This window comes from Priestia sp. ABM2_011 (assembly GCF_056158845.1).
On record NZ_JBSWUB010000001.1, the window covers coordinates 4,645,092 to 4,667,718 of the forward strand.

At 38.9% G+C, this 22,627-nt stretch carries 18 protein-coding genes; 5 read left to right on the forward strand and 13 right to left on the reverse strand.

Annotated elements, in window-relative coordinates:
• The first annotated feature begins 252 nt into the window (after positions 1-252).
• Positions 253-1,113 (forward strand): DegV family protein, encoded by an 861-nt coding sequence (locus ACXAE4_RS24445; RefSeq protein WP_028412393.1) that lies wholly within the window; start codon positions 253-255, stop codon positions 1,111-1,113.
• Positions 1,114-1,165: 52 nt separating this feature from the next.
• Positions 1,166-1,297, forward strand: a complete 132-nt coding sequence (locus ACXAE4_RS24450) for a DUF3941 domain-containing protein (protein WP_013055378.1) — start codon at positions 1,166-1,168, stop codon at positions 1,295-1,297.
• Positions 1,298-1,331: 34 nt separating this feature from the next.
• Here ACXAE4_RS24450 and ACXAE4_RS24455 read toward each other — a convergent pair whose 3' ends face one another.
• Positions 1,332-2,195: a CvfB family protein gene (locus tag ACXAE4_RS24455; RefSeq protein ID WP_028412394.1), complete on the reverse strand. Its 864-nt coding sequence runs from the start codon at positions 2,193-2,195 to the stop codon at positions 1,332-1,334.
• Between the two features lie 255 nt (positions 2,196-2,450).
• Here ACXAE4_RS24455 and ACXAE4_RS24460 point away from each other — a divergent pair, with 255 nt between their 5' ends.
• The 3 genes from ACXAE4_RS24460 to ACXAE4_RS24470 all read left to right on the forward strand — a co-directional run bounded on the left by ACXAE4_RS24460 (position 2,451) and on the right by ACXAE4_RS24470 (position 5,461).
• Positions 2,451-2,942, forward strand: a complete 492-nt coding sequence (locus ACXAE4_RS24460; protein WP_014461618.1) for a YajQ family cyclic di-GMP-binding protein — start codon at positions 2,451-2,453, stop codon at positions 2,940-2,942.
• 138 nt (positions 2,943-3,080) lie between these two features.
• Positions 3,081-3,944 (forward strand): SDR family oxidoreductase, encoded by an 864-nt coding sequence (locus ACXAE4_RS24465; RefSeq protein WP_014461619.1) that lies wholly within the window; start codon positions 3,081-3,083, stop codon positions 3,942-3,944.
• 104 nt (positions 3,945-4,048) lie between these two features.
• On the forward strand, positions 4,049-5,461 hold the full coding sequence (locus ACXAE4_RS24470) for a sigma-54 interaction domain-containing protein (RefSeq protein ID WP_098113545.1): 1,413 nt from the start codon (positions 4,049-4,051) through the stop codon (positions 5,459-5,461).
• 27 nt (positions 5,462-5,488) lie between these two features.
• Here the strand turns inward: ACXAE4_RS24470 and ACXAE4_RS24475 are convergent, their stop codons facing one another.
• The 12 genes from ACXAE4_RS24475 to asnB all read right to left on the reverse strand — a co-directional run bounded on the left by ACXAE4_RS24475 (position 5,489) and on the right by asnB (position 22,612).
• Positions 5,489-6,907 carry an amino acid permease gene (locus ACXAE4_RS24475; RefSeq protein WP_475237128.1) on the reverse strand — a complete coding sequence of 473 codons (1,419 nt, stop codon included), beginning with the start codon at positions 6,905-6,907 and terminating at the stop codon, positions 5,489-5,491.
• A gap of 23 nt (positions 6,908-6,930) precedes the next feature.
• Positions 6,931-8,610, reverse strand: coding sequence for a M20/M25/M40 family metallo-hydrolase (locus tag ACXAE4_RS24480; protein WP_098625746.1), 1,680 nt, complete (start codon positions 8,608-8,610; stop codon positions 6,931-6,933).
• Between the two features lie 103 nt (positions 8,611-8,713).
• A complete protein-coding gene (locus tag ACXAE4_RS24485) occupies positions 8,714-9,919 on the reverse strand; it encodes an ornithine--oxo-acid transaminase (RefSeq protein WP_098113548.1) in 1,206 nt (401 codons plus the stop codon).
• A 23-nt stretch (positions 9,920-9,942) separates the two neighbouring features.
• The gene (gene pruA / locus ACXAE4_RS24490; RefSeq protein WP_098113549.1) at positions 9,943-11,490 is read right to left on the reverse strand and encodes an L-glutamate gamma-semialdehyde dehydrogenase; all 1,548 of its coding nucleotides are present in this window, start codon (positions 11,488-11,490) and stop codon (positions 9,943-9,945) included.
• Between the two features lie 344 nt (positions 11,491-11,834).
• Positions 11,835-12,869, reverse strand: coding sequence for a LacI family DNA-binding transcriptional regulator (locus tag ACXAE4_RS24495; protein WP_028412401.1), 1,035 nt, complete (start codon positions 12,867-12,869; stop codon positions 11,835-11,837).
• Positions 12,870-12,926: 57 nt separating this feature from the next.
• Positions 12,927-14,441 (reverse strand): alpha-amylase family glycosyl hydrolase, encoded by a 1,515-nt coding sequence (locus tag ACXAE4_RS24500; protein ID WP_098113550.1) that lies wholly within the window; start codon positions 14,439-14,441, stop codon positions 12,927-12,929.
• 149 nt (positions 14,442-14,590) lie between these two features.
• Positions 14,591-15,991: an ammonium transporter gene (locus ACXAE4_RS24505; RefSeq protein ID WP_475237131.1), complete on the reverse strand. Its 1,401-nt coding sequence runs from the start codon at positions 15,989-15,991 to the stop codon at positions 14,591-14,593.
• A gap of 37 nt (positions 15,992-16,028) precedes the next feature.
• Positions 16,029-16,370 carry a P-II family nitrogen regulator gene (locus ACXAE4_RS24510; RefSeq protein WP_098113552.1) on the reverse strand — a complete coding sequence of 114 codons (342 nt, stop codon included), beginning with the start codon at positions 16,368-16,370 and terminating at the stop codon, positions 16,029-16,031.
• 185 nt (positions 16,371-16,555) lie between these two features.
• Complete coding sequence (locus ACXAE4_RS24515) at positions 16,556-17,404, reverse strand: phytoene/squalene synthase family protein (RefSeq protein WP_034267741.1); 849 nt, start codon at positions 17,402-17,404, stop codon at positions 16,556-16,558.
• 59 nt (positions 17,405-17,463) lie between these two features.
• On the reverse strand, positions 17,464-18,921 hold the full coding sequence (locus ACXAE4_RS24520) for a phytoene desaturase family protein (protein WP_028412406.1): 1,458 nt from the start codon (positions 18,919-18,921) through the stop codon (positions 17,464-17,466).
• On the reverse strand, positions 18,918-20,450 hold the full coding sequence (locus ACXAE4_RS24525; RefSeq protein ID WP_034267744.1) for a phytoene desaturase family protein: 1,533 nt from the start codon (positions 20,448-20,450) through the stop codon (positions 18,918-18,920). Before ACXAE4_RS24525 ends, ACXAE4_RS24520 begins: the two co-directional genes overlap by 4 nt.
• Positions 20,451-20,764: 314 nt before the next feature.
• Positions 20,765-22,612 carry an asparagine synthase (glutamine-hydrolyzing) gene (gene asnB, locus ACXAE4_RS24530; protein ID WP_098113554.1) on the reverse strand — a complete coding sequence of 616 codons (1,848 nt, stop codon included), beginning with the start codon at positions 22,610-22,612 and terminating at the stop codon, positions 20,765-20,767.
• Positions 22,613-22,627: the final 15 nt, after the last annotated feature.

Here is a 22,627-nt window from a genome sequence, read left to right on the forward strand (position 1 = left end):
CAAATGACCGACCTCCGCTTTTTAAAACTTCTTACTTCCTTATACCCATTTATAAAATGAATAAAGTCAGCATCTTTAAAATAGTTAGTACATATAGTATGTACGATTTGGCAGAATTAAAAAAACTTATTCAAAAATTGTATTTTCCTCCAAGTGCTTATACACTAATACTATGTCGTATATAACGCTTTTCAATGTTTATACATCAAACTCATTTCATATTTTATAAATGCAATTAGGAAGGTGACATTTATGTCAATTAAACTTTTAACCGATAGTGCAAGCGATTTGCCTTTATCCTTTTTTCAAGAAAATAACGTTGGCTTTTTACCGCTTCGCGTAAGCTTGGATAATCAAGAATTTTTAGATCTACAAACGATTGAACCAGCTTCTGTCTACGAAGCCATCCGTAAAGGCAAGATGCCGAAAACGTCTCAAGCGGCTCCAACTACTATGTATGAAGTCTTTGAGAACATAGCTAAATCAGGTGATTCGTGTATTTATTTAGCTTTTTCTTCGGAATTGTCCGGTACATATCAAACAGCAATGATGATTCGAGAAGAACTCCTAGAAAAGTATCCCGATTTCCAATTAGAAATAATCGATACGAAATGTGCATCTCTTGGCCAGGGAGTAGTTACTTATTATGCAGCACAATTATTACACCAAAACCTCTCGCTAGTAGAAATGACAGAAAAAATAAAGCAATACGCTCTGCATATGGAGCATATTTTTACGGTTGATGACTTGGATTTTCTTGCTCAAGGAGGCCGCGTGAGCAAAGCTTCTGCTTTTGTAGGAGGTCTGCTTAATATTAAGCCGCTGCTTCATGTGGAAGATGGAAAATTGATTCCAATCGAAAAAATCCGCGGCCGTAAAAAAGTATTTAAACGCATGCTTGACGTGATGGAAGAGCGAGGAAAAAATCTCTCTTCTCAAACCATTGGAATTAGCCATGGAGATGATTTAGAAACAGCTCTTCAGCTGAAAGAGATGATCCAAGAACGTTTTGGCACCAAACATTTTATTATTAATATTATTGGTGCAGCCATAGGTTCTCATTCTGGCCCAGGGACGATTGCAGTCTTCTTTTTGAACGAAACCATCGAATAATTTAAAGAGGTCAGGGCATTCTAAAGGTACGATCAAAAAGGGGTGTATCACAATGCCAAAAACGAGCGATAACGATAAAAAAGCAAAAGATAATAACGCAAAGCTTCACGAAAAGAATCTGCAAGCTAAGCACAACCGTGAGCTTGGAAAACATTCATTTTCTAAAAAAACTGATCACTTATAAAAATAAGCCGCTGAATTTTCAGCGGCTTCTCCTTTTAGTTTTCTTCTTTTTTAAAATATGTCCATCCTTCTTCTTGATAAACTTTTCCTTCTTTCATCAGTTTACCAAGCGCACGTTTGAACGCAGCTTTACTCATATTAAAGCGCTCACGAATATCTTCTGGATAGCTTTTATCCCAAAATGGCATAACGCCACCGCGGCTTTCCATGTAATCGTATAGTACTTGTGCATCTTCATCCATGCTTTCTTGTTTGCGCGGAAGAAGCGATACGTTTAGCGTTCCATCTTCTTTTACATTAATGACGCGGCCAGTTACATGCGTACCAAGCTTCGGTTCTTTACGTCTTTCGCTTTCGTGAATAAATCCAACATATCCTTCATCTGTCATAATAAATGAACCTACGCGCAGGACGCGATAGATATATCCGCTCACTTCACGATTAAAAAGTTCAGGTGGAGCATCTAAAGCCATTGCTTTCATCACATCGTCTGTAGCAATTTTCCCGTACATCTTACCGCGCTTTGAAATCTTCATCGTACAGTAAACTTTGTTTCCAACTTCTGGCCACAGCTCTTCTAGCGCAGGTAAGTCTGTTGAACCAATTAACATATCTTTATTCATGCCGATATTTACAAACACGCCTAAACCCGGATTAACATCTACGACTTCAACCCACTCATAGACACCTTCTTCAACAAGGGGTAAGTGCATCGTTGCCGTTAAGCGATCATGCTGATCAAGGTATAGAAAAACTTCTACTTCTTCCCCTTCAGCAAGCTCTCTTGTTGTTTCATTTTTATGTAGCAAAATTTCTTCTTCGCCTTCTGCTAACATATAACCAATCGGCGTTTCCCGGTTTACTGTTAAATACGCTTTCATCCCAGCTTCTACATTCATCGTTCTATCCATCCTTTATATAAATTAGTAGTGATTGTTCCTTCACCACATACCTTCTCACTTTGCATCAAACAGCATTCTAAAGTTCAAATTAACTTAAATGCATACGTTTTGTTAAAAAGCTGCTTCTATAGCTTACAACAAAAAGCATAACTTGTATTGTATCAATTACCGGCTCTCTATTCAATATCAGTTGTATACAGTTTGTGTTTTATTTATAATAAAAGAACAAACTCTTTACATATGGAGGTTATTATGGCTAAAGATAGTTCATTTGACGTTGTGTCACAAGTTGATTTATCAGAGGTAACAAACGGCATTACCATGGCAACAAAAGAAATTAAAACCCGCTACGATTTTAAAGGCAGTAAAAGCGAAATCTCGCTTGAAAACGAAGAGCTTGTTCTTATTTCTGATGATGAATTTAAGCTTGAACAGTTAAAAGACGTGCTGATTTCTAAGCTCATCAAACGCGGCGTACCTACACGCAATATCTCCTACGGTAAAATTGAAAATGCTTCTGGAGGAACGGTTAGACAGCGCGCTAAGTTAATTCAAGGTATCGACAAAGACAACGCTAAAAAGCTAAATACAATTATTAAAAATACCGGTTTAAAAGTAAAAAGCCAAATTCAAGATGATCAGCTTCGCGTAAGCGGTAAAAATCGTGATGACCTGCAGCAAATTATTTCAGCTATTCGCAGCGCTGATTTACCTATTGACGTACAATTTATTAATTACCGCTAAAAATGGATGCCCCTGGCATTCATTTTTTCTTTCAAAGCCTTTTTTATCCGTTTAGGCTTATCCCTATGCATAGATACACTCTCTTAACAAATACTAGTATACGCTTACATACTCATATTAATTAAGGAGTGTATACTAATGAATCAAAATCAAAAACAAAACTTCCCTCCTCAGCATCAGCAAACTCAGCCAGGTATTGAGAAAGATATGCATCCAATCCCTACCTCTATCGCTCCAGACTATAAGGCAAGCGGAAAATTACAGAACAAAGTAGCCGTTATCACAGGAGGAGACAGCGGAATTGGGCGTTCTGTCGCTTACCATTATGCGAAAGAAGGTGCAAACGTTGTTGTAACCTATCTTAATGAACACGATGATGCAAATGAAACTAAAAAACAAGTTGAACGAATGGGAGCTTCTTGTTTGTTGCTTGCTGGTGACATAGGAGATGAACATTTTTGTCAAGAAGTCATCTCAAAGGCCATTCAGACTTTCGGAAAAATAGACATCTTAGTCAATAATGCAGCTGAACAGCACCCTCAAAAAAGTATTACGGATATCACGACTGAACAGCTTACCCGTACGTTTCAAACGAATATTTTTTCAATTTTCCATTTGACCAAAGCTGCATTGCCTCATTTAAAACAAGGAAGCGCTATTATTAATACAACGTCTGTGACAGCCTATCATGGGCATGACCAGCTGATTGACTACTCTTCAACCAAGGGTGCTATCGTGGCTTTCACACGTTCTTTGTCAGCTTCGCTCGCAACAAAAGGCATTCGTGTAAACGGCGTAGCTCCAGGACCCATCTGGACACCTCTTATTCCGTCTACGTTCGACGAACAGCAAGTTGCAACATTTGGGTCTAACACACCTATGAAACGAGCAGGACAGCCTTCTGAGCTCGGAGCGGCCTATGTATATTTGGCAAGCTCTGATTCTTCTTATATGTCCGGGCAAGTCCTTCACATTAATGGAGGATCCATTGTAAACGGATAACATTTCTCTTCGGTCATTCATTTATTTTTCTATGGAAACACTATCAGAATTCAGCTATTTTTGTTTAAATAGAGATATGAACACCGCTAAAGGAGAGTATTTGAATGACCGATACATTAAGCACTCTTAAACATATATATGAAACCATTTTAAATAAAGTCGATGCCGGTATCCATGCGGTCGATGAAACAGGAAAAACCATTATTTACAATGAAAAGATGACAAAGATGGAGCTGATGGATGAACAAGACGTTTTACATAAAAACTTGTTAGATGTGTTTATGTTCAAAGAAAATCAGCAAAGCACGCTTGTACAGGCGCTGCAAAAAGGAAAAGAAACGGTTAACGTCAAACAAACGTATTTCAACAATCAAGGACAAGAAATCACGACGATTAATAATACCTTCCCTATTTTAAAAAACGGTGTCATTCAAGGAGCGGTTGAAATTGCTCAAGACGTGACGAAACTAGAGCGTCTAATCCGGCAAAACATTAGGCAAAAAGGAAACACACGCTTTACGTTTGATAGCATCATCGGAAGCAGTCAAGCCGTTCACGATGTTATTGAAGACGCTAAGCGCGCCACTAGAACTCCTTCTTATGTCTTAATTATTGGAGAAACAGGCACGGGGAAAGAACTGTTTGCCCAAAGCATACATAATGGCAGCAGCCGCTCTTCCGCTCCTTTTATTTCACAAAACTGCGCTGCGCTACCGGATAATTTAATTGAAAGCCTTTTGTTCGGTACGAAACGCGGAGCTTTTACAGGTGCAATGGATAATCCTGGTCTTTTCGAACAAGCGCAAGGAGGCACATTACTGCTAGATGAAATCAACTCGTTGAATCCAAATCTGCAGGCTAAGCTTCTTCGAGTACTGCAAGAAAAAACCGTACGAAGAATTGGGGATACAGTAGACAAACCGGTGAACGTTCGAGTCATCGCGAACATGAATGAAGACCCAATCGATGCGATTGCAGAAAATCGATTACGTAAAGACTTATATTATCGACTTGGCGTCGTGACGCTTTTTATTCCTCCTCTTCGTGAACGAAAAGAAGATATTATTGAATTAACAAAGTTTTTCATCAAAAAATACAATGATTTGTTTCAGATGAATGTAAAAACCGTAGATCACCAAGTCATGTCTTCTTTTCTCTCTTATGACTGGCCAGGAAACGTACGGGAATTAGAACACATTATTGAAGGTGCAATGAACTTGGTGATGGATGAAGATGTTATTCACTATTCTCACCTTCCTTTTCAATACAGAACAAAGTTCCAGCTAAAGCAGCATGAACATTTTGAAGATAAAACAAGCGGTGAAGCACCCTCTTATCCAAGCGCTTTTCACCCTCCTCTTCCTTTAAAGGAACAGCTGTTAGCGTTCGAAGCAGAATGTATTAAACAAACGCTTGAACAACACAGCCACAACATCTCAAAAAGTGCTAAGATACTAGGGCTGACTAGACAAAGCTTGCAGTATCGTATGAAACGATTAGACATCCGCTCTAAATAAAAAAGAAGTGCACAGTGCACTTCTTTTTTATTTTGCTTTATAAACCGGTGAATCCGATTGTTTTTGATTAATATTTTTCTTGATTCCTACGTGATAATACACGTAGAGTACAATAATTAAAGGGACCCCGCAGTAAAGACCAATTCGTTGATCCGGAATAAAAATTAAGCTGATTAATACAAGTCCATACAAACAAAAACCTAGAATAGGAACGAACGGATAAAGGGGCGTTTTAAATTTCAATTCCTTTACATCTCCTCCTTCCGCTAAAAAACGACGGCGGAACATAAATTGAGAGGCACAAATGGACATCCAAACAATAATGGTCACCATTCCTGAAATCGAAATAAACCAAAGATATACGGTTTCAGCAGCCACGACGCTTGTAATCAGCGAGCATCCCGAAATAATCATCGTCACAATTAACGCGTTAATTGGAACACCTTTTGAAGATAATTTCTTTAAAGGTTTTGGCCCCATATTGCTGTTTGACAATGACCAAAGCATACGGGAAGCAGCGTAGACCCCAGAGTTCGCCACGGATAACACAGCTGTTAAAATGACAAAGTTCATGATATCCGCTGCATAGGGAATTCCAATTTGATCTAATACGGCAACAAACGGACTTTCAATAACTCCCGCTGTTTTGTATGGCAGAATAGAGACTAAAACAAACATAGCTAACACAAAGAAAAACAGCGTTCTCCAAATGACGTTTCGAATAAATCTCGGCAACGTTTTCTCAGGACTTTCACTTTCTCCTGCTGCAATGCCGACAAGCTCCGTTCCTTGAAACGAAAAGTTAACCGTTACTAAAGTCAATAAAACTGCCAGTATTCCATTTGGAAAAAGACCTGCGCCTTGGGTAAAATGTGAAAGAAACGGTGCGGGTTCTCCTCCTTTAAAATCAATAAAACCAAAAACAGCAGCTCCTCCAATTAAAATAAATAGAATAATAGCCGTAACTTTAATACTCGAAAACCAAAACTCAGTTTCAGCATAGCTTCGAGCAGAAAGAGCGTTAATTAAAAACGTAATGACGCCAAAAATCAAGCACCATGACCATATAGGTACATCAGGAAACCACCTCTGCATTAAAATTCCTGCTGACGTAAATTCAAGCCCTGTCGTATTTGCCCAGCTGAACCAGTACAGCCATCCAATCATAAAGCCTGTAGAAGGTCCTAAAAACCTTGTAGCGTATTCTTGAAAGGAACCTGAAACCGGCATTGCTACCGCTAGCTCTCCTAAACAAAGCATAACTAAGTACATGAGGAAGCCGCCTATTATATAAGCAAGAATGGCTCCTCCCGGCCCTGCCTGGCTAATAGTAAAACCCGAACCTAAAAATAGGCCTGTTCCAATCACGCCTCCTAACGCAATCATAAATAAATGTCTGCTTTTCATTGTTCTCTGTAATTGGTTTTGTTCTGTATGTCTATTCATCGGTACCTCCATTCTTCATTTTCTTATATGTGGTTTGTACAAGCATGCTTACTTTTTAGCATCTGAACAGTTGTTTCTTGAATCAGCTTAGGAAGGACGCCGAACGAATAAGGCTTATACACTCGCTCTGTCCACTTATGTCCGTCTTTCCCATATACTCCTATATTGATGGACGGAATATTTAACTCTCGAATTTCACGGAAAGGAATCGCCCCTGCAATCCCCCACCCCGGAAAGTTACGTGTAAAAGCATCGATTTCCTCATCTGTCTCATGAAGAGATAAAAAGCTGCCATCCGCTAGGTAGGGAAAAAAATTTTTAAACTGAAACGTCTCTCCCGTCTGTTTTCCAACCTTCTCCACAGCCGCTTGTAAAGGATAAAGAAGCTGCTGATCTCTGCTTTCGTCTTTCTTCAAGTGATTATGAGGCAAATAAGGCGGTGCAAAAAAGACAATTACGCGCGGACTTTGATGCGGATCTAACTTTTGAAGTTCTTCAATTACTTTAAAGCACCTTGTTCTAAGTTCTAAATGCGCATACTGTTCGAAAGCTCGTTCAATACAAGCCTGAGCATTTATCCCTTTTTGATCCAATTCTTCCAGATAATCTTCCAAACTCACAACATCCACTTTCCAAGACAAGTTTCGCTTTGGTAAATTCGTTCTTCGCGCAAAAAGTTCGTAATAATCAGAAAGTTTTTTCTCTACTTTTTCACATGCTTCGATTGATAATCCAATTAATTGACTCATCACTTCTTTTGCCGTTCGTTCATAGATGAAATAGTTAAAATACAAATGACTGCTTACGGCGGTTTGCACATTATAAGCCTCTTTATTATCTCGTTGATACAGACAGGAAGGTGGCAGTACCAGCTCTCCTTCAATATTTTCAGCTAGATTAATATTGTTATGGATGCTTCCCGTAATCTCAGATGCAATCAAATTAGGATCTATACCAGCAAGCGTATCTCCTACGTGTACCTCCCTTCCGTAAATATAAAAACATGGAAGCAGTTTCCCAGCGGCTCCTGTATAAATATAGCGCGTGGAATCTCCATCGTAAAGAGGTGTAATAAAGTCGGTATTAATCGCTGCTACATATGAAAGATTTTTCTCTTTTTTCAAACGGTTCAGTTCAGAAACAGCAGAAATAATTCCAGCATGCTGACTTTCCTCATCTGGGTTGACCATAAAAAGGACGTTTCCTTCTAATTGATCTCGATGCTTAGTAAAATGCAGCACATTGGCTAAATGTACAGCAATTCCACTTTGCATATCAACGGCTCCTCTTCCAAACATCCATTCACCTGAACGAGCATCTCGCTGTACATCTTCATTAATGTTATGCATAGAGAAATAGTGCTGAAGTTCTTCTGGATCTAACGCTATGTCTTTTAATGGACCAAAATCTTCAATGCCAACCGTATCTAAGTGAGCGTGATAAATCATTGTTTGAGCATTTTTTTTGCTGCCTTGAATAAAAGCAAATACATTTTTTCTACCTAGCGTATCGCCATTAATTTTCTGTTCCCAAACGTGAAGGGGATTTTCTTTGAAATAAGGAAAACTTTGAAGCGTGTTTTTAATGAAATCAGCAATCTTTACTTCGCCGCTTGTCCCATTGATACTTTTGATTTTCACTAACGCTTTTGTTAAACATTCAACTTGCTCTTCTATGCTTAGCTGTGAGAGTTGGGTATACACTTCTATTCCTCCTGCCTATCAAATAAAAACGTTATTTAGCTGCATATGAACAAAAATAGTACGATATATACATATCGTACTATTTTTATTTATTTTAAACCGATTACTCAGCAAATACTTTTTCAATTCGTTCAATTGCCCAGTCCAACTCTTCTTTTGAAATCGTTAGGGGCGGAGCAAAACGAATAACCGTACTATGCGTTTCTTTACAAAGCAAACCTTGGTCTTTTAATTTTTCACAATAAGGACGAGCCTCTTCGTGTAATTCTACCCCGATGAACAGGCCTCGGCCGCGCACTTCTTTAATAACTGGATTGCTTAAGCTTTGGAGCTTCTGCTTGAAATAAGAACCTAATTCTAATGAACGCGCTGGAAGTTCTTCATCTTCAATTACTTCCAAAGCAGCTAATGATACGGCACAAGCAAGCGGGTTTCCTCCAAATGTTGAACCATGAGAGCCAGGGTTAAAGACACTTAAAATGTCTTCGTTAGCGACTACGCAAGAAATAGGGAAAACTCCTCCTCCAAGCGCTTTACCTAAAATCAGCATATCTGGTTCTACGTCTTCCCAATCACAAGCAAACATCTTGCCTGTACGCGCTAAGCCGACTTGGATTTCGTCAGCAATAAATAGCACATTGTTTTCTTTACATAAGTCAGCTGCAGCTTTTAAGAAGCCTTCTGGAGGTAAAACGATACCTGCTTCGCCTTGAATTGGCTCAATTAAAAATGCGGCCGTATTTGGTGTAATAGCAGCTTTTAACGCTTCTAAATCACCGTAAGGAATCGTTTGAAGTCCTGGAAGCATCGGTCCAAAACCACGTTGATATTCTGCTTCAGATGATAATGAAACAGCTGTCATTGTACGACCGTGGAAGTTGCCCACACATGCGATGATTTGTGCTTGATTTTCAGCAACACCTTTCACATCGTAAGCCCAGCGGCGTGCAGCTTTAATGGCTGTTTCAACCGCTTCTGCTCCCGTATTCATTGGAAGAGCCATATTTTTATTTGTTAATTTACAAATCTTTTCATACCATGGACCAAGCTGATCATTATGAAACGCTCGTGACGTTAACGTTACTTTATCAGCTTGACGTTTTAATGCTTCAATAATTTTCGGATGACGATGTCCTTGGTTAACAGCGGAATACGCGCTTAGCATATCCATATATTTATTATTTTCTGGATCGTGTACCCATACGCCTTCTGCTTTTTCAATTACAATCGGCAGCGGATGATAGTTATGTGCCCCAAACTTTTCTGTTTGCTCAATAATTTTCACCGTTTTTTGTGTTTCAGTTGTCATATTTATTCCTCCTTATTTTCCAATTAAAATGTTTCAGATGTTGTTTTTGCTTGCATGTGAAGAACTAGATAATCCGGTCCCCCTGCTTTTGAATCCGTTCCTGACATATTAAATCCGCCAAAAGGCTGGTATCCTACAATCGCTCCTGTACATCCTCTGTTAAAATACAGGTTTCCAACATGGAACTCTTCACGGGCGCGTTCAATATGCTCGCGGTTATTTGATAATAAAGCGCCTGTTAATGCATATTCTGTATTGTTTGCAATCTCCATCATATGATCAAAATCTCGCGCTTTAGAGAATGCTACTACCGGACCAAAAATTTCTTCTTGCATGAGACGAGCTTTTTCATCTACATCCGCAAAAATAGTTGGCTGAATAAAGTATCCAGTTGAATTGTCTGCTTCTCCTCCCGCAACGAGACGCCCTTCTTCTTTTCCAATTTCAATATACGATAATACTTTATTGTACGAAGCCTCGTGAATAACAGGTCCCATATAAGTCGAAACTTCTTCCGGGTTGCCAACAGTTAATGTTTTTGTTAGCGCAACTGCTTTTTCAAGCACTTCATCATATACATCTTGATGCACAACAGCACGAGAACCTGCGGAGCACTTTTGCCCTGCAAAACCAAATGCAGAATATACGATTGAAGAAGCTGCTAAATCAAGATCAGCATCTTTGTCTACAACCACCGTGTCTTTTCCGCCCATTTCAGCTATAACACGTTTTAGCCATTTTTGCCCCGGCTGTACTTTTGCTGCTCTTTCGTAAATGCGGCAACCCACTGCACGCGAGCCGGTAAATGAAACAAAGCGTGTTTTTGGATGTTCCACTAAGTAGTCACCAATTTCAGGTGTAGCACCAGGAATAAAGTTTAATACGCCTTTTGGTAATCCTGCTTCTTCCATTACTTCTACAAATTTCGCTGCTACTACAGGAGTGGCATCAGCTGGTTTTAATAAAATCGTATTTCCGGTTACAATAGCTGCTACTGCGGTTCCAGCCATAATAGCTAACGGGAAGTTAAATGGTGAAATAATAATACCTACGCCAAGCGGAATATAATTGTACTGATTATACTCACCGTCTCGGCTCTGTACTGGGGAACCGTCTTTTAATGTCAGGACTTGACGTGCATAGTACTCTAAAAAATCAATTGCTTCTGCTGTATCAGCATCTGCTTCGTTCCAAGGCTTTCCTGCTTCTTTTACAAGATAACTAGAAAATTCATGCTTTCTTCGACGAATGATGGCCGCTGCGCGGAAAAGAATATCTGCTCGGTGTTCTACTTTCCACTTTTTCCACGTTTCAAAAGCTTTTAGAGCTGACTGTATTGCTTGCTCTGCTAGATCTTTATTTACTGTAGATACATATCCAATTACTTCTTTTATGTTTGCTGGGTTAACAGACGTAATTTTCTCTTCGGTCTCCACTTTTTCACCGTTGATTACAAGTGGATACGTCTTGCCAAGCTGTGTATTCACATATGTTAATGCTTCTTGAAATACCTGTTTATTGTTTTCGTCCTTAAAATTTGTAAATGGTTCATGAGAATAAGAAACTACCATGATATATGCCTCCTAGTATGCAAATCTTTGTTTACTTTATAGTTATGCAAATAGCGTGCCAACTTTTAATAAAACTTTACAGCCTCTTTATCATCAAGGCTTTCACTACTAATATCATTCTTTCTTTTTGATAAAAGAAAAAATAATTGGCATATGTATATTTTTTTGGCGCTTAAAATGCCAATTTTTTTTGCGTAAAGAGGATGTTGAGACATACCTAAATCAATTCAATCTAAAAACGAAAAAATCCGAACGAGTTTGATTCTCCATCAAGAATCAAACTCGTTCGGATTTCCTTCAACTACACTACTTTTGTCTCAGCCTCTTTCTATTTGTGTATTACGTTATCTTTTCGTCATTTGAATGGTTTTGCAGGACTGTCTTTTAATCATTTTGTGAGGAACGCGCACTTGTTCTGCAACAGCATATGGCGTTTCAATCTGCTTAATCAAGCAGCTTACAGCCTGATAACCAAGTTCAAAAATATTAATATCAATTGATGTAAGAGCTGGTCTAGCCATTTCAGCGATTAAGACATTATTAAAACTGACAATAGAGATGTCTTCAGGAACCGAAATTCCCATTTCATCCAATGTATTTAAAACGCCTAATGCCATTAGGTCATCTGCTACTACTAGAGCCGTTGGACGTTCTTTTAGAGATAAAAGTTCGCAAACAGCTTCTTTTCCTCCCTTCTGTAGAAATTCTTCATGAATCACATACTCATCCCGGTAAGGAATGTTTGCTTTTTGAATCGCTTTATCATAGCCTGTTAAACGGTCAATGGTAACGACTAATTCAAGACTTCCACCAATAAAAGCAATACGCTCATGACCAGATTCAATTAAATATTCCGTCGCTTCTTTTCCAGCTTTAAAATTGTCGTTATCAACAAACGTGATGCTTTCACTATGCTTAAACGGCTTTCCAATAACTACAAACGGAACGCTCTGTTCTTGCAAATAAGAAAGTACTTGATCATCAACTTTGGAGTACAGCAAAATTAATCCATCCACTCGTCTTCCCTGTACCATTTGAACAACTTCTGCAAAAATCTCTTCTTCCGTTTCTCCAGTGGACATATAAATCGCTCTTTTGTTTTCGTGAGCTCCGGTGCTGATTCCTCTTAGCACTTCTGGGAAGAATGGATTTTGAAACACCTTGTCTGCTGAGCTCGGCATCACTAGGCCGACTGCCTCTGTCGTTTGATTTGCTAGACTTCGCGCAATAATATTTGGGTGATAACCAAGTTCTTTCATAGCCGATCGCACGCGCTGTTTTGTTTTTTCACTAATTCTTGAGCTGTCTGCAATGACGCGAGATACCGTCGAAGGAGCTACATTTGCTAAATTTGCCACATCTTTTATTGTTACACCCATAATTCCACCTCTTAATTATGTTTTCTTCATTACTACTTATCCAATATAGTTTGACAACTACGACGCGCTGTCCTTTTTATGAGATTGAGAAATTTTCTTTTCTTTTCTTCTTTTTGACGATGCTTTGTACAAAAAGATGCCGAATCCCGTATAAACAGCGGCAACCGCTGCGATATATCCAATATTAACCCCTGAATTTTTCACTACTTTATATACATTTGTCGTCTCAGGCTCCAATGAAATGTTGTATACATCGTCAACTGGTCGTATAATTCCTTCCGTTATTAACCCTCTTAATTCATTTTCTTTTCCAACTTTTTTAAGCGGTACATTAATGGCCGACGTTTCCTTTGTATTATTAATCACAACAAACGTCGTTTCGTCCTTATACCTTCTCTTGTATACGGCCACACCTTTTTGCTCAGACACAAGGGTAAAGCTTCCTTTTCGAAGAGAAGGCGATTTTGCTCTAAGTTCAGCCAGTTTTTTTAAATGATCTATAATATCGGGATTAGCTAAAAAATTCATCATGCCATAATTTTCTGCTCCCTTTCCCCCATTCAGCGCAATTTCTGTTCCATAAAAAACGATCGGTACACTCGGCGAAGTATAAAGGTAGGAAAGCCCTTGCTTTGTTCGGGCTCCAGGATGGTTTTCACTCTTTAATGCTTTTGCTGTAAAACGTGTGCTATGAACATCATCTAAAAAATTGGCTAAAGGCAAATTACTTCCTTTTTCCCACTTGTCATACAACATTTTCTGCGGACGATTAGTACCGCTAAACGTAGCAGCAGTGGCTTCGGCTAGCGTTCTATCTACAAGCAAATCCATTCCTAATGAATCAGCCTGCTCACTTTTTTTTAATGAATGCCCGTTTATTTCTCCTATTAATAGAAAGGAAGGATCCATGCTTTTTAACGTCTGAGAAAAAGATGAAATAAATGCAGAAGGAGCTTGATCGATATCTTTAACGTAATATCCGTCAATATCTGTTTGTTTGCTCCACCAGGCAGCATTTTTAATAAGGTATTTCTGCACGGCGCTTTCTTTTAAGTTAAGGTGAGGCAATGCTTTAATTACTTCGTTATCCGTACCGGATTCATTACTTATCCATGTTTGTTTTCCTTTATCTGCTATCCAGGTATGATTGTTACTGATTGTCAAAGGAAATTCGACCATAATTTTTATATTGCGCTCATGTGCTTTCTTCACAAGATTTTGTAAGTCTTTTAACGTTCCAAAATGATCGTCTATTTTATAATGGTCGGTCACCGCATATCCATGATAGCCTGTCTCATCATTTTCCATAAAAGGAGTCAATAAAACAGCGGTAAATCCCATCTCTTGAATATAGTCTAACTTTTGTGCTACTCCCTGTAAATCGCCTCCATAATAGGCATCTGAGCGTTCATAGTTAACATTTCGATCATTCTGTTCACTTCCGTTATAAAAACGGTTAATCATCAATGAGTATATCACCTCATCACGTATATCTTTATGATCTTGCGCTGAGGCGCTGCTTCCAAAAAGCAATAATAGTATAAGTAGCATACTTGTCCTTTTCCATTTCATCTATTCCCCTCCTATAGACGAACTGTTTCAAACTCACTTTTGTTTCCATTATAACGTTAACGCTTACATTATTGTTAAATAAGTTGATAAAAACAAAAAAAGTGATTAAAAGTTTTTACTTTTAATCACTTTTTTCTATCTATATACTGCTATATCGTCTCATTTACGTTCGATATATGAGGTTTATCCGATACTTTACCCACTTTATTTAATCGATCAATCAATCCAACACCAAATTCAGGATGAAGATTGCCGTCTCCTGTCGCTACAAAACTTTCACGAAATTCGTATGCGGATGAACCGTGTTCAGCAAAATCTAAACCAGCAATTTCTTCTTCGCTTGATACTCGAATGGAAGAAAAACGCGTGAGAACAAATAAGAATAACCCAACCGTTCCAATTGTCCAGCCCATCATAGCTATAATTCCAAGAGCTTGAATACCTAATAGCTGTACGCCGCCACCATAAAATAAACCGTTAGCTGTATCAAACAGCCCCACTGCTAACGTCCCCCAAATACCGCAAATTCCATGAACAGTAATAGCGCCAACTGGATCGTCTAACTTCATTTTGCTATCGATAAAATGCACAGCTTCTACTAGAATAATTCCTGCAATCAGCCCAATGACGATCGCGCCCGGGATCGATACGTTTGCTGTTCCAGCTGTAATCCCTACAAGTCCAGCTAAGGCACCGTTTAATGTTAAGCTAGCATCAATACGTTTGTAGCGAAACTTTGTGTATAAAGCAGAAGACAGGACTCCGCATGACCCAGACATTAATGTTGTTGCAATGATTCCCGGGACAAGAGCAGGATCGGCTGCTAATGTACTTCCTCCATTAAATCCAAACCAGCCAAACCAGAGGATAAATACACCTAATGCGCCAAGCGGAATGTTATGCCCTTGAATAGCATTGACTTTTCCATCGCTTCCATACTTTCCAAGACGTGCTCCTAGAAAAGTAACTGCTACAGCCGCACCAAGAGCCCCGGTCAAATGAACAACTGTCGATCCTGCAAAATCTACGAAGCCTAGTTTGGACAACCACCCTCCTCCCCATACCCAGTGACCTACAACTGGATAAATCACAGCTACCATAGCAATCGTGAGCATCATATAGCTGGATAGTTTCATACGTTCCGCTACCGCTCCTGAAATAATCGTAGCGCACGTTGCTGCGAAAACAATTTGGAAGACGAAAAAGCTCATTTGATCGCTTTCTCCATTTAAAAAGAAACCGCTTGAACCGATAAATCCTCCTTTTGAATTTCCAAACATAAGGGCAAAACCAATCACAAAATACAATACGGAAGATACAGCTACCGTTAGCATATTTTTCATTAAGATATTAAGCGAATTTTTCGAACGAGTGAAGCCTGTTTCAACCATCGCAAACCCTGCGTGCATTAAAAACACAAGCACTGCCCCAAACATTACCCACATCATGTCAATTGATGCACTGACTGATTCGACAGTTGGATCAGCTGCATTAACGCGTGTTGCCGCCAACAAACTAATAAACAAAACCGCACTAATTTTCTTTTTCAACGCTTAACTCCCCCTCTATTAAAATAACACTCTCTTTTTATAAAATAGCCTCTACACCTGCTTCTCCTGTTCTAATTCGTACAGCATCCTCTACCGGATAGACAAAAACCTTTCCGTCGCCTATTTGGTTCGTAGAACAAATTGATTGAATGATCTTAATGACTTCATGAACTTGTTCTGCTTCTAAAATCATTTCTACCTTGACTTTAGGTACTAGTTTGATTTCAAAACTTTGTCCCCTGAACAGTCCCTGCTCTCCTTTTTGCTGACCGCAGCCTGCCACTTCTGAGACTGTTAATCCGTTTATTCCTACTTCCTCTAATTTTACGCGCAGTGCTTGAAATTTTTCTGGACGAATGATAGCTTCCACTTTTTTCATTGTAACCCCTCTTTCATGTTAGTTTTATTAACATTTAATGTTATGTATATTATCATATAGGTAATTTTCTGAATATTCAAGTTAATATGTGATAAAAATGAGACTTTTTTCTTATTTACATAATAGTTAACGCTTTCATATCTTTTCAAAAAAAAGTAACGCAAAGGAAAAGTAGCTCCTTTGCGTTACCCCGTAGAAATAGATGTCATAATTTGCTTTTTCACTTGACTTGTGACAAAATGCTTTTCTGTAAATACTTCATAATGTTCTTTTCGAATTTTATCAAGAATTGCTCGGTATAAATGCGCCGCTCCTGTAAGAGGTAAACGAGAAGCCACGGGATATTTATGAATCGACTGAAGCCCTTTTATATAATACATTTCTGCTTCTTTGGCCAGGTGCTCCCACATTTCTATAAATTCAGAAGTGACCCACCGGTTCTCTAATAGCGTGCGCGTATATCCGTAAGAATTCATAAGGTCTTTCGGTAAATAAATGCGCCCTCGCTCTAAGTCTTCCCCCACGTCTCTTAAAATGTTGGTCAGCTGCATCGCAATGCCTAACGCAACTGCTTCTTCTTCTAATTCTTTATGAGTAGTTGGAGCTAAAATCGGTAAAAGCATTAACCCTACCGTACTCGCTACATGATAGGAGTATGTTTTCACTTCATCAAGCGTATCGTATTCTTTTTTTACTAAATCCATTCGCTGACCGGTAATCATATCGTCAAATGCTTGAACATTCATTTCATATTGTTCAAATACATTGCGCAGAGCTACCCACATGGCGCTTTCGTTTAATAGTTCTCCATTTTTAAACCGAGCAAATTCTCCTTCGAATTGCTGCAGCTCTATTTCAGGATTACTTCCTTCATCTACAATATCATCGACTTGACGGCAAAATGCATATACCGCCCATACTGCCTTTCTTTGTTTTGACGGCAGCATGGAAAAAGCTTTGTAAAACGTTTTTGAGTTTTCTTTAATAATTTCTTCACACTGAGTGTACGCTTTGTCTAACGAAATGTTCATCATATAGGACCCCTTTCTCTATTAAAGGATAAACCATCATTTCCTTATGGCTTCACAAGATCTTAAGAGAGCTTTGCAACCGTTTGAATAGACGATTGTTCAATAAGATGATCAGCCAACATTTTTGCTCCTTGCATAACAATTGGCACGCCTCCGCCTGGATGTATAGATGCTCCCACCGCAAAAACATTTTTATATTCGTACGGCTGGTACTGAGGTCTGAATACGCCTGACTGAAACAGCTCAGGAGCAATACCAAAGCTTCCGCCTTCGTAAAGTCCAAATGCTTGAGCATCATTTGGCGTGCGTACTTTTACCCATTCTATTTCTTTACGCAGCTCCCCAAACCCTTTTTCTTCCAAAGTTCGAATGATTCCATCAACAAAATCTTGCTGATTGCTCCAATCAATGTGGCCACCTGATGGAACCGGTACAAGTGCATATAGCACACTTTTTCCTTCGGGAGCTAGGGATGGATCAATAACAGAGGGATTAAATGTATAAATAGCGGGATCTTCAGGAATCGTTTTATGCTTAAACACTGCTTCCATATGTTTAGCCAAATCATTGCCCATAAAGTATTGATGCACATTGTGATGATCATATTTTCTCTTCAAACCAAGATAAAGCAGCAGACAGCTGGACGAAGGCACATACTTCTTTTCTTTTTTTTGAGCAATTTTCGCCATATTAGGAAAGTCGCCATTTAAAATCACTTGATCAAATGGGTGAAGTTTTTCGTCAACAATAACCCCTTCTGTCTTGTCTCCTGATATAGAAAGCTCTTGAACCACCTTATTCAAATGAATGCTTACACCTTGCTCTATCAGCGCCTTTTCAAGAAGTGGCACAAGACTTGCGTATCCCCCTTTTACGTAATAGATGCCATGAGCATGCTCACTGTAAGGAACAAGGGAATAAATAGCTGGTGCCGAATAAGGATTCCCTCCAATATAGAGAGATTGCAGCGAGTAGGCATCTACTAGACGTTCATCATGGAAATACGTTGAAACAAATTTTCTCATTGATTTATTTGCATTCATTTTTTTTAATGCCTTAATGTTTTGCCATGTCCAAAAATCTCGTTTATTTACAAATGTTTTTTCCAAAAATGCATTACTTCCTAGTTCAAATCGCTTTTTTAATTCAGTCATAAAACGCCGGTAGTTTTGCTCTTCGCCTGGAAACAAACGGCTAATCTCCTCTAACTGATCTTTTTCAGTCGCTTTTTTTGTATAGGTCGTACCGTCTGGAAAATGAATATCATAAAGTGGATCACAGCGTATTAGTTCATATTGAGAAGCAGAAATGCCCGCTTCATCTAAAATACGTTCAAGCATTAAAGGCAGCAAGACAATCGTGGGACCTTCATCAATTTTATAACCGTCTTTTTCTACAAACGCCAGCCGGCCGCCCAGCTTGTTTTCTTTTTCGAAAATATCAACAGAAAAACCTCGTTTGCTTAATAACAAAGCGGTAATTAAACCGCCTATTCCGCCTCCAACAATTGCTGTTCTCATAATGCACTCTCCATTTCCTTCATGGTTTTAAACGGCTCATTCAGTAATTGTCCGTCTCTTTTTAAGATGAGCTTTGTCGTAATGCGGGATGATTCCAGAATAGTTGGTAGACCGCTCCCTGGATGAGTTCCTCCTCCAACTAGCCAGCAATTTTCTAATTCTTCAAATTTATTATGCGGACGCAGTACCATCATTTGAGTGAGCTGATGTCCAAGGTTAAATGTCGCTCCTTTATAGACCAGCACGTCTTCTTCCCACTGCTTTGGTGAAATGATTTTTTCAACTTCAATATGACTCTCTAAATCTTTGAAACCCGTTTTCTTTTCTACAATTTTTAATACTGCATCTCGAAAAGCTTTTTGTTTTTCATCCCAGTTTACACCGCTGAAATTATTTGGAACCGGCGCTAAAATATAAAGAGCAGACTTTCCTTCTGGTGCTAAAGTTGGGTCTGTTACACTTGGGTTTTGAATGTAGATGGAAGGGTCTTCTGAAAGAGCTAACGTTTTTGTGATCTCTTCTACATTTTTTTTATAATCTTCAGCGAACACAATCGTGTGATGAGGCAGATCTTTGTACTGTTTGTCTATGCCTAGATAAATCATAAAAGTGGAACAAGAGTATTTTTTCTTTTCAAGTTTTTTAACTGCATATTTTTTAAGCGTACCTTCATCTATTAAATTCGTCATGGCATGAGCAAAATCTCCATTGATAATGACGTCGTCTGCCCCTATTCGCTCTCCATTTTCTAGAATAATTCCTTTTACTCTCTTATTTTCAATCCATAGTTTTTGAACACCTTGGTTTAAGTGGATGTGCCCTTGATGTTCTTCCACTACTTTTGCCATTGCTTGAGATAGCTGATTTACTCCTCCTATCGGATGGAAGATACCGTAGGCATGTTCCATAAACGATAAAATAGAAAAGGCTCCTGGACATTCCCAAGGGGACATTCCCAAGTACTTCGATTGAAAAGTAAAAGCTAATTTCAATTTCTCATCAGTGAAATACTTGCCAAGTACATCATAGAGCGTTTTACCTAAGGATAAATGCGGCAGTGCTCGAATTGCTTCAGGCTTTAAATAGTGATGAAAACGATCCATCTGCCCTTGCAATAAAGGCAGCAAAGCCGCCATCTTTGCTTCGGTGTCTTTCATAAAGCGCTCATAGCCTTCCCCGTTTCCTGGGTATAAACGTTCGATTTCTTCTTTCATCTTTTTATGGTTATCCGTCATCTGAATCTGTGCATCATCAAAGATAAGCTCATACATGAGATTTAGACGTTTTAAGTCCATATAGTCATGCGCATTGCGATTAGCAGCTTGAAATAATTCTTCAAAAATCTGTGGCATGCTCAAAAATGTAGGACCCATATCAAACGTATAACCTGACATTTTAATCGCTGAATTTCGCCCGCCCACGTATCCTTGCTTTTCATATACATCTACTTTATAGCCATGACTTGCTAACAGCATTGCTGCCGCTAGTCCTCCTGGACCTGCTCCAATCACGATTACGTTTTTTTGCATACATACACTCCTAATCTTATACAATAGTTATACAAACATTATACAAAGCTTTATTATTAAACACAACGATAAACTGCTTGTCTTTATTCGAATCATAAAATTACCAATAACTAAACCATGAAAATATGACGTTTGTACCATTTTTCCAGGGTTTCAGTACACTTTCCCTTTATTCGGTGCTTTCAAGCTTTTATTTTATATCTATGTAAAGTTATACAAAAATAGACTGCGGTCTTCTTCTCTACTTAAACGTATAAAAAAGAGAAATGGATGACTGATTTTATAAAAAAACCCTCTGTACTGAGAGGGTCCTGTCATTCAACAATTTGAATATTATTGTGAGTAAACCAGACGTGAATTTGAGCTAGATGAGCTAGCAGCTGAGGCCCTGTCATTAATTGACCAAACCACGGCGCTTTAAATCCTTCTCCGCCTGTATCAATAATATGCTTTAACTGCTGCTTATCAAAAAATTCATAAAGAGGTGACTGTTTATCTTGTAAAAGAGATTGAAGCCATACAGTTACAGCTTTTGTATAAGCTGGGTTATGCGTTTTAGGGTAAGGGCTTTTCTTGCGATAAAGAACGTCATGAGGCAAAATTCCTTCAAGCGCTTTGCGTAAAATCCCCTTCTCTTTATTGCCCGTCATTTTCATCTCCCATGGAATATTCCATGCATATTCCACAAGGCGATGATCTGCAAAAGGTACGCGTACTTCTAAGCTCGCTCCCATGCTCATACGATCTTTACGATCTAATAAAGTTGTCATAAACCAAACCTGATTTAAATAAAACAGCTTTCTCCGCTGCGCATCTTCTAACGATTCACCTTCTAATTCAGGCACTTCCTTTAACGTTTCTTCATATCTTGCACGTACATAATCTTCTAACTGTAATTTCTTTCTCCATGAACTTTGCAGCAAATCAATTCGAGCATCTAATGAGCGCATCCACGGGAAAGTATCCGAAGACAAATCGTGTTTTCGGTGAAACCACGGATATCCTCCAAAAATTTCATCTGCACATTCTCCTGATAAGCTCACGACAAAATCTTGTTTGATTTCACGGCAAAACCAAAGCAACGATGAATCTACATCAGCCATTCCAGGAAGATCTCTCACCTCTACAGCCTCTGTTAAATGCTGCACAAGGTCCTCCGTTGAAATAATGCAGCGATGATGATTTGTTTGAAACGTATCGGACATGAGCTTGATATAAGTTCCATCAGAATTTGGCTGAAACTCATTTGCTTTAAAAAATTTATCATTGTCTTCATAGTCGATAGAATACGTATGAAGGGAGCCCTTGCCGCTTTCTTTGAACGCATTTGCAGCAATTGCTGTAATGGCGCTTGAGTCCACTCCACCTGATAAAAATGTACAAACCGGGACATCCGACACTAGCTGTCTTACAATCGCGTCTTGCACTAAAAATTTAACTTTTTCTGTTGTTTCAGCTAAATTATCTGTATGCTGCTCACTTTTTACGTTCCAGTATCGCCAAATCTTCAACCCGTTACGCGTAAGCGTGAGCGCGTGAGCCGGACGCAATTCATTTATTTCTTTAAATACGCCGTGGCCGGGAGAACGAGAAGGTCCTAAGCCAAACACTTCTGCTAATCCATCTAATCCTACTTCTGCTTTTACCTCAGGATGAGCTAATATCGCCTTTAATTCTGATGCAAATTGAATTCCACCTTCATAAGATCGATAGAATAAGGGCTTCACTCCCATTCTGTCGCGTGCTATAAATAACTTTTCATTGGCTTCATCCCAGATCGAAAAAGCAAAGATACCGTTAAAATGATCTACGCATGATTCTTTCCATTCTATATAAGATGTTAGAAGTACTTCCGTATCTGAATGTCCCTGAAATTGATAACCTCTTTTTAGTAATTCTTTCCGAATATCTTCCGTGTTGTAAAGCTCTCCATTATAGCAAAGCGTGTAGAGCTGTTCATTTTTTTCTCGCGTCATCGGCTGTCTTCCGCCTTGAGGATCTACTACAACTAAGCGTTTGTGCCCAAAAGCAACATGCTGCTGTGTCCATACGTTGGTGTCATCAGGACCTCTTTTCGATAAAGTGTCAGCCATTTTTGTTATTGTTGCTGTTTCATTTAAAAGCGATCGCTTTAAATCGACCCAACCCGTTATACCACACATCGTTTATCATCCTTT

Bases quoted from the DNA above. Each gene is read 5' to 3' on its own strand.
- ACXAE4_RS24500 (WP_098113550.1), bottom strand. From the start codon at position 14,441: ATGAAATGGAAAAGGACAAGTATGCTACTTATACTATTATTGCTTTTT.
- ACXAE4_RS24520 (WP_028412406.1), bottom strand. From the start codon at position 18,921: ATGAGAACAGCAATTGTTGGAGGCGGAATAGGCGGTTTAATTACCGCT.
- ACXAE4_RS24515 (WP_034267741.1), bottom strand. From the start codon at position 17,404: ATGATGAACATTTCGTTAGACAAAGCGTACACTCAGTGTGAAGAAATT.
- ACXAE4_RS24460 (WP_014461618.1), top strand. From the start codon at position 2,451: ATGGCTAAAGATAGTTCATTTGACGTTGTGTCACAAGTTGATTTATCA.
- ACXAE4_RS24485 (WP_098113548.1), bottom strand. From the start codon at position 9,919: ATGACAACTGAAACACAAAAAACGGTGAAAATTATTGAGCAAACAGAA.
- ACXAE4_RS24465 (WP_014461619.1), top strand. From the start codon at position 3,081: ATGAATCAAAATCAAAAACAAAACTTCCCTCCTCAGCATCAGCAAACT.
- ACXAE4_RS24495 (WP_028412401.1), bottom strand. From the start codon at position 12,869: ATGGGTGTAACAATAAAAGATGTGGCAAATTTAGCAAATGTAGCTCCT.
- ACXAE4_RS24445 (WP_028412393.1), top strand. From the start codon at position 253: ATGTCAATTAAACTTTTAACCGATAGTGCAAGCGATTTGCCTTTATCC.
- ACXAE4_RS24455 (WP_028412394.1), bottom strand. From the start codon at position 2,195: ATGAATGTAGAAGCTGGGATGAAAGCGTATTTAACAGTAAACCGGGAA.
- ACXAE4_RS24510 (WP_098113552.1), bottom strand. From the start codon at position 16,370: ATGAAAAAAGTGGAAGCTATCATTCGTCCAGAAAAATTTCAAGCACTG.
- asnB (WP_098113554.1), bottom strand. From the start codon at position 22,612: ATGTGTGGTATAACGGGTTGGGTCGATTTAAAGCGATCGCTTTTAAAT.
- ACXAE4_RS24525 (WP_034267744.1), bottom strand. From the start codon at position 20,450: ATGCAAAAAAACGTAATCGTGATTGGAGCAGGTCCAGGAGGACTAGCG.
- pruA (WP_098113549.1), bottom strand. From the start codon at position 11,490: ATGGTAGTTTCTTATTCTCATGAACCATTTACAAATTTTAAGGACGAA.
- ACXAE4_RS24450 (WP_013055378.1), top strand. From the start codon at position 1,166: ATGCCAAAAACGAGCGATAACGATAAAAAAGCAAAAGATAATAACGCA.
- ACXAE4_RS24470 (WP_098113545.1), top strand. From the start codon at position 4,049: ATGACCGATACATTAAGCACTCTTAAACATATATATGAAACCATTTTA.
- ACXAE4_RS24475 (WP_475237128.1), bottom strand. From the start codon at position 6,907: ATGAATAGACATACAGAACAAAACCAATTACAGAGAACAATGAAAAGC.